Source organism: Microbacterium tumbae (assembly GCF_054780175.1).
In genome coordinates, this window is record NZ_BAAGWV010000003.1 from 616266 (window position 1) to 631946 (window position 15681).

A 15681-nucleotide genomic window follows, 5' to 3' on the forward strand; every position below is an offset into this window, starting at 1 on the left:
TAGGACAAATAAAGTGACCATTTGTCAGACCTGAATACGGATGACATCGGACTCCCCGATCGCGAGATACGGGCGCGATCCATCGTCATCGATCCGTTGCGTGCGTCGCGTGCGTGAACTTTACACCTAGTGATCTAGAGTACTGACTAGGTCAAAAGAAGTGAGGTTGCCATGGTCGAGGCGAATATCAGGGTCAGCGCCCATTCCGACGTTCCGATCTATCGTCAGATCGTCGCGCAGGTGACGTTCATGATCGAGATGGGGCATCTGCGTGATGGCGACCGGCTGCCCGGCTCCCGATTGCTCGCCGACAATCTCGGCATCAACCGCAACACGGTCGCGCACGCCTATGCTCTGCTCCGCGACGGCGGGCTGGTGGAGGCCAAGGGGCGCAACGGCATGGTCGTCATCGGCGGGGAGCGGGCGCGCACATCGTCGGCGACGCGCGAACGCGCGCGCGAGATCATAGAGAGGGCGATCCGCGAGTGCAGCGAACTCGGCCTCGGCCCCGAGGATATTCACGATCTCGTCACGAGCATCTCCGGAGGGGTCGCCAGCTTCGTGCCGCGAGTAGCGTTCGTCGAGTGCAACGCCGATCGTGCGAAGTACTTCGCCGAGGAGCTCGACGGGCACCTCGACATGAGCGTGACCCCACTGGTGCTCGGCGACTTCGTCGCGGAGGCGGTGGAGAGCGAGCTCGTGCTCACGACGTTCTTCCACCTCGCGGAGGTGCGGCGGCTGTTCCGCGGAACCGGGGCCGAGGTGGTCGCCATCGTCGTGGCCCCGCATCTGCAGACGCTCGTGCAGATCGCTCAGGTTCCCAAGAGTCGGACGGTCGGCGTGTGGTACTCGACGGAGGACCAGGCGGCTGGCGTGCGCGACTCCTTCGCGCAGACCGGCGTCACGAACGTGCGCGTGATCGAGTCGGGCACGGACGAGGAGCTCGATGGCGTCGACCTCGTCGTGGTCCCGACCGAGACCCCGGCGATCAAGCAGCAGCTGGAAGGCAGAGTGCGCATCCTCGAGTATGGAAACGTGCTCGACGCCGCGTCGCTGCGCATGGTCGAAGAGGTGATCCGCGAGCTCCAGCTCGCGCACGCCTCGAGGCCGCGCCATGCGGTCTCCGCGGGCTGACCGGATCGAGGATCTCATCCATTGGCCTAGGTGGAAGATCGCCTGACCTTCTTCGTGTGGCTTTTACCTGCCTGTAACAGGTCACGTATGCGCAGGTAACACTACAAGTGGACCATGTAGGTGGTCCATAACGTAGGGCTGTGGCATATGACCCAGTATTTTCTGGGCCGCAGGTCGGAATCCATCGAAGGAGACGTACCGTGAAGAAGAGTCGGTTCGCATCGTTTGCCGCGGGCGCCATCGTGGTGGCGTTGGCATTGAGTTCCTGTTCATCGTCAGCCGCTCCCGAGGAACTCGAGGGAGACGCCGCCGCAGGCGGGGCGCTGCGCGTCGCGCATGTGGGCGAGCCGCTGACGCTCAATCCCTTCCTCGCGCTGGACAACAACTCAGGGCAGGTGCTCGCGCAGATCGTCGAGACGCTGTTCCGCACGACCGGCGACGGCGAGGTGATCCCTTGGCTCGCCGAGTCTGCCACGCCCTCGGCGGACTTCACCGAGTGGGCGATCGACCTGCAGGACGATGTGCTCTTCACGGACGGCGAGCCCATGACGGCCGAGGACGTGAAGTACAGCATCGACCAGGTGCGCACGAGCGACGGATGGGCTGCCATGTTCGCCGAGATCACTGACGTCGCCGTGATCGATGACACCACCGTGACCATCACGACCTCGTCGCCGATGCCTGCTCTCGAGGCGAGTCTGTCGCTGCCGTTCGCCGCGATCGTCCCGAAGGATCTGCGCGGCCTCGATCCAGAGGAATTCGGTTCGACCCCGATCGGCACGGGGCCGTTCATGCTCGCCGAGTGGGACCGGGGGACCTCCGTCCTCCTCGAGAAGAATCCCGACTACTGGGTCGAGGGGCTGCCGAAGGTCGACTCCGTGGAGATCGTCACCGTCACCAGCGACACCAATCGCGTGCAGCAGCTGCGCGGCGGGGAACTCGATCTCGTGTCCTCTCCGCCGCTCGCTCAGGTAGCGGGGTTCGAGGAGGGAAGCGGATTCCAGGCGGGGATCTTCGCCCAGGCGATCCCCGACTATCTGCTCCTGAACCAGGAAGGCGGAGTGTTCTCGGATGCGGCGCTGCGCGAGGCGGCGGACCTCGCGATCGACCGAGAGGCCATCGTCAGCGCCGCGACGAGCGGGGTCGGCGAGGTCGGCGGATCGTGGATCGCGCCCGCGGTCGACCATCACGACGACGCGCTCGTGCCCGAGCGCGACATCGCCGCCGCCGAGGATCTCGTCGCCGGTGTGATCGCGGCGGGCGGCGATCCGACGTTCACCCTCGGCATCCCGGCTGGCAACTCCTTCGCCATGACGGCGGGACAGATCATCCAGGAAAACCTCCAGGACGTGGGCTTCACGGTCGACGTCGAGACCATGGACGGCTCAGCGCTGCTGGGTGAGGTCTCCGCCGGAAACTACGATGCGACGCTGTTCGGGATGACGAGCGACATCGTCGATCCTTCGGAGGTCGTCGGCTTCTACATCGATCTGAACGGCCTCTGGACCGGTGGGGTCGTAGAGGAGGTCACGTCGATCTACGAGCAGGCGAAGCGGGCGGGGGATCCCGCCGAGGCGGAGTCCCTCTACGGGGAGCTGCAGCGGATCGTCGCCGAGGACCGGAGCCTCATCACGATCGACTATCGCCCCTGGGTCTGGGCCATGCGCGATGGCGTCACGGGCTTCGATCTGCCGCCGATCGGCGTCCCTTGGTACGCCGGGGTGAGCCTCGAGGGCTGAGACCTTGACACACCTCAAGTTCCTCGGCGGGCGGCTCCTGCTCAGCTTGCCGGTGCTCCTCGGCGTGACGGTCGTCGTCTTCGCCCTCATCCACCTCGTCCCCGGGGACCCGGCGCAGATCGCGCTGGGGACCCGGGGCACCCCGGAGGCGGTGTCGGCGCTCCGCGAGCGGTGGGGGCTCGATGAGCCGCTGGTCTTGCAGTACCTCCTCTTCCTCGGTCGTCTGGTGACCGGCGACCTCGGCACATCGCTCCGCTTCGGAGAGCCGGCGCTGTCGCTGATCCTGGCCGCTCTCCCCGTCACGCTCTGGCTCGTCGTGGGGGCGATCATCACGACCTGCGTGCTCGCGTTCCCGCTCGCGCTCCTGGCCGCGTCCCGGCCGGAGGGAGCGCGCGACCGCGTGGTGCGCATCGTCACGGTCGTCGGGCTCGGGATCCCGGGATTCTGGCTCGGCCTCATGCTCATCGATGTGGTCTCGATCGACTGGCGGCTGCTGCCCGCCGGCGGATTCGGCGACACGATCGGCGAGCACCTCCTCTCGATCCTGCTGCCGAGCATCACCATCGCCGCCGGCCTGATGCCCCTCGTCGTGCGGAGTCTTCGCGCTGAGATGCTCAAGGTCTCCCGCGCGGAGTTCGTGGTCACGGCACGCTCCAAGGGGATCTCTCCCGGGCGCATCCGGATGCGGCACATACTCCGCAACGCCCTGGCGCCATCGGTCGCCATCCTCACCATCAATCTGAGCTTCCTCATCGGCGGCACCGTCGTGATCGAGCAGGTGTTCGGCCTCAGCGGCGTGGGGAGCCTCATGATCACCGCCATCGGCAATCGCGACCTCCCGATCGTGCAGGCGATCACGCTCGTGCTGGCGATCGGGGTGGTGCTGGTGAACGTCGTGGGCGACGTCGTGCAGGCCGTGCTCGATCCGAGAGTGGAGCTGTGATGACGGCAGAGGCGAATCGCCGTGGAACGGGCATCGTGCTGCCACGACGCTGGCGGCTCGTGTCAGGGCGTGCGAGGTCACGCAAGGGAGGGACGTCCGAGATCCTCATCGGTGCGGCGATTCTCGGCATCATGCTGGTGATCGCCGCGCTCGCCCCGGTCCTCGCCCCGGTCGACCCGCTGCGGCAGGACGTCATGGCGGCTCTTCTGCCGCCGGGCACTCCAGGGCATCCGCTGGGAACCGACGCGCTGGGTCGGGATGTCCTGTCACGACTGCTGTACGGAGCGCAGGTGGACCTGTTCCTCGCGATCGCAGCCGTGGTCCTGCCCTTCGGCATCGGTCTCACCGTCGGAGCGGTCGCCGGCTATTTCGGGGGCGTCTTCGATCGCGTGGTCGTCGCGATCATCAACGTCGTCTACGCGTTCCCCATGCTCGTGCTGCTCATCGCCCTCGTCTTCGTGCTCGGTCCAGGCATCCCGACGATCATCGTGGCGATCACCCTCATCGCGTGGGTCGCCTACGCACGGCTCGCCCGTGACCTGGTCAGACGTGAGCGGGCGAAGGAGTACGTGCAGGCGGCGAAGGTCACGGGGGTGCCCACGGGACGCATCCTGTTCGGGCACGTCTTCCCGAACGTCGTCGCCCAGCCGGTGATCTTCGCGACCTCGGACATCGTCGCCACGATGCTGTTCATCACCTCCCTCGGTTTTCTCGGTCTCGGCGTCCCCGCGCCGACGCCGGACTGGGGAACCATGATCTCCGAGGCGCAGCCGTACATGGGCGTTGCGCCGTGGATGGCGATCTTCCCCGGACTCTCGATCGCGACGGCCGGGCTGGCACTCGCGCTCATCGCCGATGGACTCGCACGCAGATGGGACGCCGAATGAAGACGCACATGACCGAGGAGGATCGTATCCTCGTCTCGCTCGAGAACATGGCCATTGCCGACTCCGACGGCACGACCCTGGTCCACGATGCGACGCTCACGGCAGAACGCGGTCGTGTGCTCGGCATCGTCGGGGAGTCGGGCTCGGGCAAGTCGATCACTCTCCGCGCCATCGCAGGGCTCCTTCCCGACGGCCTCCGGGTCGCCTCGGGCCGAGTCGTCGTCGACGGCGAGGACGTCACAGGCATGAGCGGACGGCGATTGCGCCGATATCACGCCGAGAGCATGGGGATGATGTTCCAGGAGCCCATGGTCGCGCTGAATCCGACGATGAAGGTCGGCGAGCAGATCGCCGAGGCGGTGGGCCCCGGGCGCGCGCTCTCCCGTCAAGAACGGCGCAGACGCGCGCTGGAGCTCATCGAGCGCGTTGGGATGACCGATCCGGAGCGGCGCTACGGCCTCTACCCGCACGAGCTCTCGGGGGGAATGCGGCAGCGTGTCATGATCGCGATCGCACTCGCCGGCGATCCGAAGCTGCTGCTGTGCGACGAGCCGACGACAGCGCTGGACGCGACCGTCACCGTCCGGATCCTCGACATGCTCGCCGGCCTGGTGGAAGAGCGCGGAGTCGGCGTGGTGTTCGTGACTCACGATCTCGGAGTCGCCTCGCGCATCTGCGATCGCATCGCGGTGATGTACGCCGGCCGGGTCCTCGAAGAGGGGCCGGCTGACGAGATCCTGCGTCGTCCGAGGCATCCGTACACGCGTGCGCTGCTCGGCGCCGTGCCGACTCGTGATCGCACGCTCGACGACCTGCGGGCCATACCGGGCGCCCCTCCGTCGCCTGCGGAGGAGACGAGCGGCTGCCCCTTTGCGGCGCGGTGCCCGATCGCAGAGCCGGAGTGCCGAGAGCCGGCCGTCCTCGAAAGGGTCGACGACGATCACATGACCGCATGCCGCAGGCACCGCATGCTGGCAGTCACGGAAGGAGCCGTGCATGTCTGATCCGCTGCTGGAGGTCTCGCAGCTGACCGTGGACTTCCGCTCCCGGAGCCGCATGTCGTTGCGTGCGCGGACGTTCCAGGCGCTGAAGGGCGTCGACCTCCGGATAGAGCGAGGGGAGGTCGTCGCCATCGTCGGCGAGTCCGGATCGGGCAAGTCGACGATGGCGAAGTGCATCGTCGGCCTGCAGCGCCCGACGGCCGGCACGATCCGGTATGACAGCGCCGAGCTCGGGCCGTCGCGGACCCGGCGGGAGCGCCGGGCGATCCAGATGGTGTTCCAGGATCCGTTCAGCTCGCTCAATCCCCGGCTCTCCATCGGCGGGATGCTCGTCGAGGTGCTCCGCGTGAACGGCATCCGCACCGACCTCATGGCGGCCAGGGCGCGTGCCGAGGAGCTCATGGAGCTCGTCGGCATGCCCGCGAGCGCGCTCGTGCGTCGGCCGCATGCCTTCTCGGGCGGGCAACGGCAGCGACTGGGGATCGCCAGGGCGCTCGCGCTCGAGCCGCGGCTGCTCATCGCCGATGAGGCGGTCTCGGCGCTCGACGTCTCTGTGCAGGCTTCGATCCTCATGCTGCTGAAACGTCTGCAGCACGATCTCGGCCTCTCGATGCTGTTCATCTCGCACGATCTCGCGGTCGTCCGGCAGATCAGCGACAGGATCGCCGTCATGTCCGCCGGGGAGATCGTCGAGCGCGGGCACGTGGCCGACATCCTGGACCGTCCGCAGCATCCGTTCACGCGGGCGCTGGTCGGATCGGCTGCCGAGCTGCCCGCGATCGACCCGCGGGTTCCGGAGCTGTGATGCACGGCGTCCGGGGGGAGGCAGCGGTCCGGGGTCACGATCCCGAGGTCGTCGACCTCCACAACGATCTGATCCTGCTCGTCGATCATTTCGACCAGCGCGGCCGCCGCGACTACTTCCGCGAGTTCTGGCTGCCCGAGCTGCGGAACGGCGGGGTCGGTGTTCAGGTGCTGCCGATCTACCTCGAGCCTGCGTTCCAGTCGGAGGGGGCGCTTCGACGCACGCTGCTGCTCGCAGAGCGGATCCATCGGCTCGCCGACGAGCACCGCGAGCTGGTCGTATGCCGCACGGGTGCGGAGATCGCCGAGACGAGGGCATCGGGGCGGATCGCGTTGATCATCGCTCTCGAGGGAGCGCATGCGCTCGGGCAGGACGTCGAGCTGGTCAGGACGATGCATCGTGTCGGCGTACGGGTCGTTTCGCTCGCGCACCTCGGACGCACTCTCCTGGCGGACGGGAGCGCATTGGACGACTCCTCCCGGGGCGGCCTCACGCCCGAGGGGCTGCAGGTGCTCGCCGAGATGGAGCGGCTCGGGATGGTCTTCGACGTCAGCCACCTCGGAGTCGCCGGCGTCGACGACGTGCTCTCGCAGGCGACGAGACCGTTGCTCGCGACGCACTCGGGATGCCGTGCCGTCGCCGACGTGCATCGCAATCTGAGCGACGCGCAGCTCAGGGGCATCGCGGATCTCGGCGGCGTCATCGGCGTCGCCGCGGCGATCCCGCCCTACATCGACCCGCTCCGACCCGAGGCGACGCGCGTCGTCGACCATATCGAGCACATCGCGACGATCGCATCCATCGACGCGGTCGGGCTCGGCCCTGACTTCGTCGATGACTACTACCAGGAGATCTACGGCGGCTGGCGGATCCCCGGCTCGGAGGCCGTCTGGCCGCCGAGCGAGATCCGCCGTCCGTCGGATCTGCCGCTCGTGACCGCCGAGATGCGACGCCGCGGATTCGCAGAGTCGGACATCGCGAAGGTGATGGGCGGAAACGCCCGTCGTGTGCTCGCCACGATCGGGACTCCGGGCGAAGCATCCCCCGTGGACGCGGAGTCCCTGTGACGGGCTCGCCCGAGCCGTCTCCCCCCCCCACCGCTCGAACAGAAAGGACCACGCCCATGACCGGCAGATTCGATGAGCTGACCCCCGAGGATCTCGTGTCCCTGCGTCTCGTCAACGATCCCAGGGTCTCGGACGACGGCGCGATCCGCGCCTGCGTCGTCTCCGATCCTCCGCCTCGCCGACCGGCATCCGCACGCAGCGACATCTGGGTGAGTCGCGGCGATGAGCCGATGGCGCCGCTCACAGCTGGGCCGGGCAGCAAGGGCCTGCCCCGGATCTCGCCGGGAGGGGGATTCCTCGCCTATGCGTCGGATGCCGACGAGGCCGGCTCGCCGCGTCTGCGCGTGATCTCGGCGACGCCCGGAGAGCGGTCGGCCGAGGAGCGGTACGACCACGTGCCCGGATTCGTCGAGGACATCCTCTGGTCCGTCGACGAGTCCGCCCTGCTCGTGCTCACGCTCGAGGACGACCCGGGGAACGGCGGTGTGCGACGGTACATGCGGCATGTGACCGAGGCGGAGAAGGCTGCGTCTGTGGTCGTGCGGCGACCGTCGCACGCGTGGCAGCGGCTGTATCTCGTCGATCGCGCCACCGGGGCGGTCGACCAGGTCAGCCCCGATCATCTCTCGGTCTGGGAGGCCGCATGGACGGGCAGCGGCCCGGTGGCCGCGATCGTCTCCGAGACGCCGCGTGAAGACGGCTGGTTCGATCCGCAGATCGCGATGCTCGACCTCGGGTCGAAGGGCGCGACCGTCGTGTACGACCCCGAGTACCAGGTGCAGGGCCTGGCGCTGACCGCCGACGGCTCGAGGCTCGCGTTCGCAGAGTCGCCGCAGAGCGACCGCAGTCTGCTCGCCGGTCAGATCACGATCCTCGACCTGGCCGGTGGCGGTGTCGAGCGTCCGGTGCACGACGGCGACGTCACTTCGCTGCGCTGGTTGCGGGACGGCCGTCTGTTCTGGGCGGGCGTGATCCGGTCAGAATCCGCGTTCGGCTTCGCCGAGCGCACGGCGTCTGGCCAGTGGGCGGTGGACACGACCTGGCAGGGACGGGCGACGCTCGGCCGCTCGTACCGGGTCAGCGCCGAGTGCAGCGCGGACGGCGGGGTCGTCGTCGGGGCGTATCAAGCGCACAACGTCCCGCACGAGTTCCGGGAGTTCCGGATCGGCGCGGATGCCGGAGCCGCACAGGGCGGGTGGGTCGCTCTGACCAGGATGAACGAGGAACTCGCCGGCCGTTCGTCGGCGGTGGAATCGGTGCTCCGGTGGAGCGCCCCGGACGGCCTGGAGATCGAAGGGCTCCTGCTGCTGCCCGCGGATCGTCCCGACGGTCCGCTGCCACTCGTGGTCGTGCCCCATGGCGGACCGAGCAACGTCACCACCTCGGTGTTCGCGAGCGGGGCGCACTCCGGCGACGCGCTGCTCATGACACAGGCCGGATGCGCTGTGCTGATGCCGAATCCGCGCGGATCGACGGGGCGAGGACGTGCGTTCACATCGGCGAACATCGGCGACCTCGGCGGGGGCGATCTGCGCGACATCGAGGCGGGCGTGGATGCTCTCGTCGCCTCCGGTCTCGCGGATCCGGCGAGGGTCGGCATCGTCGGCCTCTCCTATGGAGGCTTCATGTCGGCATGGGCGGCCGTGAAGAGCGATCGCTTCGTCGCCTCCATCCCCATCTCGGGGATCACGGACTGGCTGAGCTTCCACAACACCTCGGTGCTGCAGCTCTTCGGGAAGATGTTCCTGCAGGGCGAGCCCTACGATGCGGCGGGCCCGTATCTCCCGCATTCGCCGGTCATGTTCGTGGAGGGCTGCCGCACGGCAACGCTGATCCTGCACGGCGACCTCGATGTGGGATGCCCGATCGGACAGGCCCTGGAGTTCTATCAGGGCCTTGCCGGAGCCGGATGCGAGACGGAGCTCGCCATCTATCAGGGCGCAGGGCACGGCATGACGGAGGCGGGGCAGATGGTGGACGTGAGCCGCCGGATCGTCGACTGGTTCACGAGGCATCTGGCTCTGCAGCCTGCCTCCATGGAGCCGGTGCCGGCATGATCCGGTCCGGAGCGAGGCGGAGCGCCGGCATGGCATCCCGTCTCGCTCCGAACCGGCGAACAGGCTTCTTTTATGGCCTAGGCCGCTTATGAGAAAGAGGTGTCGCCTCGATGGAGAATAAGGCGCTGCGGTAACATCATGGAAATAATTGGCATATAAGATTAGGACAAATATGAGACCGGGCTCCACCGCGGAGCCCGGTGGACGTCAACACAGGAGGAGCGGGTCGTGGACACATCGGAGTTCTGGACGAAGGCACAGCGGCATCTCGTTCGGTACGGCCCGAGCTTCACGCCACGGGTCATCGCGCGCGCGTCGGGCTCATATGTCTATGACAGCGACGGCAACGCCATCCTCGACTTCACATCCGGCCAGATGAGCGCGGTGCTGGGGCATTCCCATCCGGATATCGTCCGCACGGTCTCGGATTCCATCGCCACCCTCGACCACCTGTACAGCGGCATGATCAGCGAGCCGGTGGTCGAGCTCGTGAGCGAGCTCGCCGGCACGCTCCCGTCAGCGCTGTCGAAGACGCTGCTGCTGAGCACGGGAGGCGAATCCAACGAGGCCGCGATCAAGATGGCGAAGCTCGTCACGGGGCGATACGAGGTGGTCGGTTTCGACCGCTCATGGCACGGCATGACCTCCGGTGCGGCATCCCTCACCTTCTCCGCGGGCCGACGCGGCTACGGGCCTGCCGTCCCCGGCAGCCTGACCCTCCCATCGCCGAATGCCTATCGTTCGCCGTTCCGGCACGCTGACGGCTCCTACGACTGGGAGACGGAGCTCGACTACGGCTTCCGGCTCATCGACACCCTCTCGACGGGCAGCCTCGCCGCGTGCCTGATCGAGCCGATCCTGTCCTCAGGAGGCATCATCGAGCTGCCGATCGGGTACCTTGCCCGCCTCAAGCAGAAATGCGAGGAGCGGGGCATGCTCCTCATTCTCGATGAGGCGCAGACCGGGCTCGGCCGTACCGGGACGATGTACGCCTTCGAACGTGACGGCGTGACCCCCGACATGCTCACCCTCTCGAAGACCCTCGGCGCCGGGCTGCCCGTGGCTGCGCTCGTCACATCGGCGGAGATCGAGGAGCGTGCGCACGAGCTCGGATACCTGTTCTTCACCACGCATGGCGCCGACCCGCTCGCGGCCGCCGTCGCCCTGGCCTCCCTGCGCGTCATCGAGCGTGATGGGCTCGTCGAACGCGCGGCCCTGCTGGGCGGTCTGCTGCGCGAGCGGCTGCTGGCTCTGCAGGAGCGCTTCGACGTCGTCGGCGATGTCCGCGGCCGCGGCCTGCTGCAGGGGATCGAGCTCGTGAAGGACCGTGTCACTCGAGATCCGGCTGATGCGCTCGGCGCCGCGGTGACGGACGAGTGCCTGCGTCGCGGGCTGCACATGAACATCGTCCAGCTGCCCGGCATGGGCGGGGTGTTCCGCATCGCACCGCCGCTGACTATCGCCGAGTCGGAGCTCGACACCGGACTCGACATCCTCGAAGCCTCCCTCGCCGAGGTGCTCGTGCACGCTTAGCGCCGGAGCGCCGCGGCGCCTGATATGCCGTGTTCGGGGTCCGCCTGTGGATAACTTCCGCGGCCGATTCCCGGATCCTGCCAGGATGCTCGCGTGAGCCATCCCGCATCCGTCGTCGCCGAGCGCGTGCGACGTCGGCTGCGTGCGGAGCGCACCGACCCGGCCGTCGATCCGGAGGAGACCAGGCGCATCGCCCAGGCCGAGGTGCGCAGGCACAACGACCTCGCGCTGTCCCGCGGCGATGCGATGATCGACGACGAGGGTGCGATGGTGGGCGAGGTGCTCGCATCAGTGCACGGCTACGGTCCGCTGCAGCCACTGCTGGACGATCCGGAGATCGAGGAGATCTGGCTCAACGGCCCCGGCCACGTCCATGTCGCCCGCGGCGGTGTCTCGGAACGGGTTCGGCTGCGGCTGTCCGAGGCGCAGCTGCGCGATCTCGTGGAGCGGATGCTGCAGTCCACAGGGCGCCGTGTCGACATCAGCCAGCCCTTCGTCGACGCCTCGCTGCCGGACGGATCGCGGTTGCACGTGGCGATCGCCGATGTGGTTCGAGGCTCCTGGGCGCTGAACATCAGGAAGTTCTCGTCTCGCTACCGCACTCTCGACGCGCTGGCCGGCGAGGGCACGATGCCGGCGGAGGTCGCGGCACTGCTGCGCACGGCGATGCGCGAGGGCGAGAGCGTGCTGATATCCGGGTCGACGCATGCGGGGAAGACGACGCTGCTCGCGGCAATGCTCGCCGCCTGTGCCGACGCCCAGCGCATCATCACCGCGGAGGAGACGTTCGAGCTCGCCGTCGAGGGACCGGATCTGGTCGCGCTGCAGGGGCGGCAGGCGAGCCTGGAGGGGACGGGCGAGATCTCGCTGCGCAGGCTCGTCAAGGAGGCGCTGCGGATGCGGCCCGATCGCCTGGTCATCGGCGAGGTGCGCGACGCCGAGGCGCTCGACCTCGTGCTGGCGCTGAACACCGGCGTGCCGGGCGCCGCGACCATCCACGCCAACTCGGCGGCCGAGGCCCTGGACAAGCTGAGCGTGCTCCCGCTGCTCGCCGGCCGCAACATCGACCGCTCCTTCATCGCCCCCGCGATCGCCGCTTCGATCTCGATGGTGGTGCACTGCGCCCGCGACGCGGCGGGAGAGCGTCGCGTGGTGGAGGTCGTGGCGCCGACAGGTGAGGTCGTCCAGGGCCGCATCGTCACGCGTCCCCTCTATCGGGCGGAGGGGCGACGATGACCTTGCTGCTCGGAGCGCTGCTGGCCGCCGGCCTGCTGCTGTGCGCCTCGCCGTGGCTGTGGCCGCCGGCGGCGCGGGAGCTCGGTCGGCCGCGCGAGTCGGCCGTGCGGCGTCTGCTCGCCGAGTCGGGATTCGGCGTCGCGGAGCCGAGGGCGCTCGTCATCGTGATGCTGGCGGCAGCGGCGGTCGCCGGGGCAGCGGTCCTGGTGCTCACCGGCCTCGTCGCACTCGCGGCCGTCGCCGGCATCGCGGCGGCGAGCGCGCCGGTCGTGTATCTCCGCGGGCGGAGGCTGCGGCTGCGCAAGGCGCGTCGTCAGCTCTGGCCCGATGTCTGCGATCTGCTCATCGCGGCGATCCGCGTGGGACTCTCCCTCCCGGATGCCGTGGCGAGCCTCGCCGAGTCCGCGCCCCCAGGGGTGCGGCCGGCGTTCGCCGTGTTCGCGCGCGATCTGCGCGCGACCGGCCGGTTCGAGACGAGCCTCGACCGGCTGAAGGCGACGCTCGCCGATCCCGTCGCCGATCGCATCGTGGAGACGCTGCGGATGGCTCGCCAGGTCGGCGGCACCGACCTGACCGGGGTCCTGCGGGCGTTGTCCTCGTCTGTACGCGCCGATGCGGCCCTGCGGGGAGAGGCCGAGGCGCGGCAGTCGTGGATCCATGGGGCGGCGGTTCTGGGGACCGTCGCCCCATGGATCATCCTCGGGCTGCTCGTGCTGCGCCCGGAGGGGGCTCAGGCATACGGGACGCCGGAGGGGGTGCTGGTGATCCTCGCCGGTGCGGCGCTGTCCATCGTCGCGTTCCGGATCATGATCCGCATCGGCAGGCTTCCCGAGCCGCGGAGGTGGTTCGGGTGAGAGCCATGACGGATGCGGCGATCGCGGTGCTGCTGGGCGGGCTGTTCGCCGGAGGAATGCTCTGCGCGCTCGCTGCGATGCCGCGTTGGCGCGCGGCGACGCTGATGACGCGCATCGCTCCCTACGTGCGCGATGCGGTGCCGGATGCGCTGATGCCGCGCGGCGTCCTGCCCCGTGCCGGAGTGCTGCCCGTGGGCGTCCGCGGTGCGTGGGACAGAGCGAGGGCGTCGTTCGAGCGTCTGGTCGGTGGCGGGGATGCGCTGCGCGTCCGTCTCGCGCAGGCGGGGAGCGACCTCGAGCAGGCAACGTTCCGCGGACGGCAGCTGGGGTGGGCGCTCGCGGGCCTCGGAGCCGGTGCGGCGGGGCTCATCGGCCTCGCGCTCGCCGGGCGGGCGTCTCCTCCGACGGCTGTGCTCCCGGCCATCACCGCCGTAGCGGCCGGCGTCGCGTACGACATGCTGCTCTCCGCGCGCGCGAAGGCCCGCCTGACGCGGCTCGGGGAGGAGCTTCCGACGACGCTCGAGTTCCTCGCGCTCTGCCTCTCCGCGGGGGAGGGACTGCTCGACTCCCTCCGGCGGGTGGCCTCGATCGGCTCCGGCGAGCTGACCGCGGAGCTCCGTCAGGTGGTGCTGGCCGTGAACACCGGCTCTCCCCTCGCCGATGCGCTGGGGGAGACGGCGGCGCGACTGCACCTGCCGGGGCTCTCCCGCGCCACCGATCAGGTGATCGCCGCTCTCGAGCACGGCGCTCCGCTCGCCGCGGTCCTGCACGCGCAGGCGGCGGACGCGAGGGAGGACGCGAAACGCGGGCTCATCGAACAAGCCGGGCGCAAGGAGATCCTGATGCTCCTCCCGCTGGTGTTCCTGATCCTCCCGCTCTCGGTGCTGTTCGCGGTCTTCCCCGGCATCTTCATCCTCCGGCTCGGCATCGGCTGAGCCCACGACGAAAGGACAGGACATGAGCTCATGGCGACGACGGCGGGCCGTGCTCTCCGCGAGAACGCGAGAGATCGCCGCCGACGAGACCGGCGATGTGCCCGGCTGGGTCCTCGTGACGTTGATGACCGCCGGGCTCGTCGTCCTGATCTGGGCGGTGGCCGGGCCCGCGCTCACAGCGCTCTTCGAGCAGGCGATCGCGCGGGTCTCGGGGATCTGATGCGGTTCCCGGAGCTGCGCGGCGATCGCGGATCGAGTCCAGTCGAGTTCGTGCTCGTCGGATCGCTGCTCACCGTGCTCACTCTCGCGGTGCTGCAGGTTGGCCTCGCGGTCTACGTGCGCAACGTCGTGCACGATGCGGCGGTGGAGGGCGCCCATTATGCGGCGCTCGCGGACACCGGGCTTCGGGAGGGGGCGGATCGCACCGCTGCCGTGATCACGACCGCGATCGGCAGCGCATATGCGGAGGACATCTCGGTCACCACGAACGAGACCGGCGGCTACACGAGCGTCGTCGTCCAGGTGCGCACGACGCTCCCGGTGCTCGGCCTCATAGGGATCCCCTTCGGGCTGGAGGTGGAGGCGGATGCTCCGATGGAGTCGCTGGGCGAGGGATGACGAAGGCTCTGCCGCGCTGGAGTTCATCGTGGTCGGGGTGATCCTGCTGGTTCCGCTCGTGTATCTGGTGCTCGCCCTCGGCGTGATCCAGGAGCAGACGCTGGGCGTCGAAGCAGCCGCGCGTCACACCGCGCGCGTGATCGGGATGGCGCCGGATGCGCAGACCGCTGCCGAGCGCGGCGATGCCGTGCTCGCGAACGTCGTGGAGGAGTACGGCCTCGACCCCGAGAGCGTGCGCGTCTCCCTCTCGTGCACGCCTGCGGCGGATCCGTGCCCTGCGCCGGGGGCGACGGCGATCGTCACCGTCGCCACGACAGCGGGGCTGCCGTTCGTCCCGCCCGTCTTCGGACTGGACGAGGCGACGAGCATCCCCCTCCAGGCGGATGCCGCGCAGAAGGTCTCCCGCCTGTGGGGCACCGGATGAGCGCGCACCCGATCGCTGCGGACGAGGAGGGCAGCATCCTGCCGCTCATCCTCGGCTACGCGCTCCTCGCACTCGTGGTGATCATCACCTGCGTCTGCGCCACCGACCTCTACATCGCGCAGAAGCGCCTGGACTCCCTCGCCGACGCGGCCGCGCTCGCCGGGGCCGACGGCTTCACCCTCCTGGTGGAGGGGGAGTCGGTGCGCGCGGAGCTCACCGACGCCGGGGTGGCGGAGCAGGCCGCGGCGATCGTGGACTCGATGCCCGGCGAGGCGGTGCTGGCATCGGCCGACGCGGCCGACGGCGTGACGGCGCGGGTGACGGTGACGGTCGTCTGGCGTCCGCCGCTCTTCTCCCCGTTCGTCCCGGACGGCGTCCCGATCGAGGCGACCGCGACGAGCCGCACGGCCCTGAGATGAGAAGGACATGTCACCCGCACGGCGACGGC

At 69.0% G+C, this 15681-nt stretch carries 16 protein-coding genes; all 16 read left to right on the forward strand.

Annotation, left to right across the window (positions count from 1 at the left end; translation table 11 throughout):
- Positions 1-171: 171 nt before the first annotated feature.
- The 16 genes from ACYVGQ_RS14670 to ACYVGQ_RS14745 all read left to right on the forward strand — a co-directional run bounded on the left by ACYVGQ_RS14670 (position 172) and on the right by ACYVGQ_RS14745 (position 15652).
- Positions 172-1134: a GntR family transcriptional regulator gene (locus ACYVGQ_RS14670; protein WP_460785391.1), complete on the forward strand. Its 963-nt coding sequence runs from the start codon at positions 172-174 to the stop codon at positions 1132-1134.
- A gap of 200 nt (positions 1135-1334) precedes the next feature.
- Positions 1335-2873 carry an ABC transporter substrate-binding protein gene (locus tag ACYVGQ_RS14675; protein WP_460785392.1) on the forward strand — a complete coding sequence of 513 codons (1539 nt, stop codon included), beginning with the start codon at positions 1335-1337 and terminating at the stop codon, positions 2871-2873.
- A gap of 4 nt (positions 2874-2877) precedes the next feature.
- Complete coding sequence (locus ACYVGQ_RS14680) at positions 2878-3816, forward strand: ABC transporter permease (protein ID WP_460785393.1); 939 nt, start codon at positions 2878-2880, stop codon at positions 3814-3816.
- Entirely contained in the window at positions 3816-4703 is an 888-nt protein-coding gene (locus ACYVGQ_RS14685; RefSeq protein WP_460785394.1) for an ABC transporter permease, read from the forward strand. Before ACYVGQ_RS14680 ends, ACYVGQ_RS14685 begins: the two co-directional genes overlap by 1 nt.
- Before the next feature lie 8 nt (positions 4704-4711).
- Entirely contained in the window at positions 4712-5707 is a 996-nt protein-coding gene (locus tag ACYVGQ_RS14690; protein WP_460785395.1) for an ABC transporter ATP-binding protein, read from the forward strand.
- Entirely contained in the window at positions 5700-6509 is an 810-nt protein-coding gene (locus ACYVGQ_RS14695; RefSeq protein ID WP_460785396.1) for an ATP-binding cassette domain-containing protein, read from the forward strand. The genes ACYVGQ_RS14690 and ACYVGQ_RS14695 overlap by 8 nt, the downstream gene beginning before the upstream one ends.
- A complete protein-coding gene (locus ACYVGQ_RS14700) occupies positions 6509-7576 on the forward strand; it encodes a dipeptidase (protein ID WP_460785397.1) in 1068 nt (355 codons plus the stop codon). The genes ACYVGQ_RS14695 and ACYVGQ_RS14700 overlap by 1 nt, the downstream gene beginning before the upstream one ends.
- A gap of 56 nt (positions 7577-7632) precedes the next feature.
- Positions 7633-9633 carry a S9 family peptidase gene (locus tag ACYVGQ_RS14705; RefSeq protein WP_460785398.1) on the forward strand — a complete coding sequence of 667 codons (2001 nt, stop codon included), beginning with the start codon at positions 7633-7635 and terminating at the stop codon, positions 9631-9633.
- A gap of 228 nt (positions 9634-9861) precedes the next feature.
- Complete coding sequence (locus ACYVGQ_RS14710; RefSeq protein ID WP_460785399.1) at positions 9862-11166, forward strand: aspartate aminotransferase family protein; 1305 nt, start codon at positions 9862-9864, stop codon at positions 11164-11166.
- Positions 11167-11259: 93 nt separating this feature from the next.
- A complete protein-coding gene (locus ACYVGQ_RS14715; protein WP_460785400.1) occupies positions 11260-12402 on the forward strand; it encodes a CpaF family protein in 1143 nt (380 codons plus the stop codon).
- Positions 12399-13256 (forward strand): type II secretion system F family protein, encoded by an 858-nt coding sequence (locus ACYVGQ_RS14720; RefSeq protein ID WP_460785401.1) that lies wholly within the window; start codon positions 12399-12401, stop codon positions 13254-13256. The genes ACYVGQ_RS14715 and ACYVGQ_RS14720 overlap by 4 nt, the downstream gene beginning before the upstream one ends.
- 5 nt (positions 13257-13261) lie before the next feature.
- On the forward strand, positions 13262-14191 hold the full coding sequence (locus ACYVGQ_RS14725) for a type II secretion system F family protein (RefSeq protein ID WP_460785469.1): 930 nt from the start codon (positions 13262-13264) through the stop codon (positions 14189-14191).
- 22 nt (positions 14192-14213) lie between these two features.
- Positions 14214-14411: a hypothetical protein gene (locus ACYVGQ_RS14730; RefSeq protein ID WP_460785402.1), complete on the forward strand. Its 198-nt coding sequence runs from the start codon at positions 14214-14216 to the stop codon at positions 14409-14411.
- Positions 14411-14809 carry a TadE/TadG family type IV pilus assembly protein gene (locus tag ACYVGQ_RS14735; RefSeq protein WP_460785403.1) on the forward strand — a complete coding sequence of 133 codons (399 nt, stop codon included), beginning with the start codon at positions 14411-14413 and terminating at the stop codon, positions 14807-14809. Before ACYVGQ_RS14730 ends, ACYVGQ_RS14735 begins: the two co-directional genes overlap by 1 nt.
- The gene (locus ACYVGQ_RS14740; RefSeq protein ID WP_460785404.1) at positions 14778-15233 is read left to right on the forward strand and encodes a TadE family protein; all 456 of its coding nucleotides are present in this window, start codon (positions 14778-14780) and stop codon (positions 15231-15233) included. The genes ACYVGQ_RS14735 and ACYVGQ_RS14740 overlap by 32 nt, the downstream gene beginning before the upstream one ends.
- Positions 15230-15652: a pilus assembly protein TadG-related protein gene (locus ACYVGQ_RS14745; RefSeq protein WP_460785405.1), complete on the forward strand. Its 423-nt coding sequence runs from the start codon at positions 15230-15232 to the stop codon at positions 15650-15652. The genes ACYVGQ_RS14740 and ACYVGQ_RS14745 overlap by 4 nt, the downstream gene beginning before the upstream one ends.
- The last annotated feature ends 29 nt before the right edge of the window (positions 15653-15681 follow it).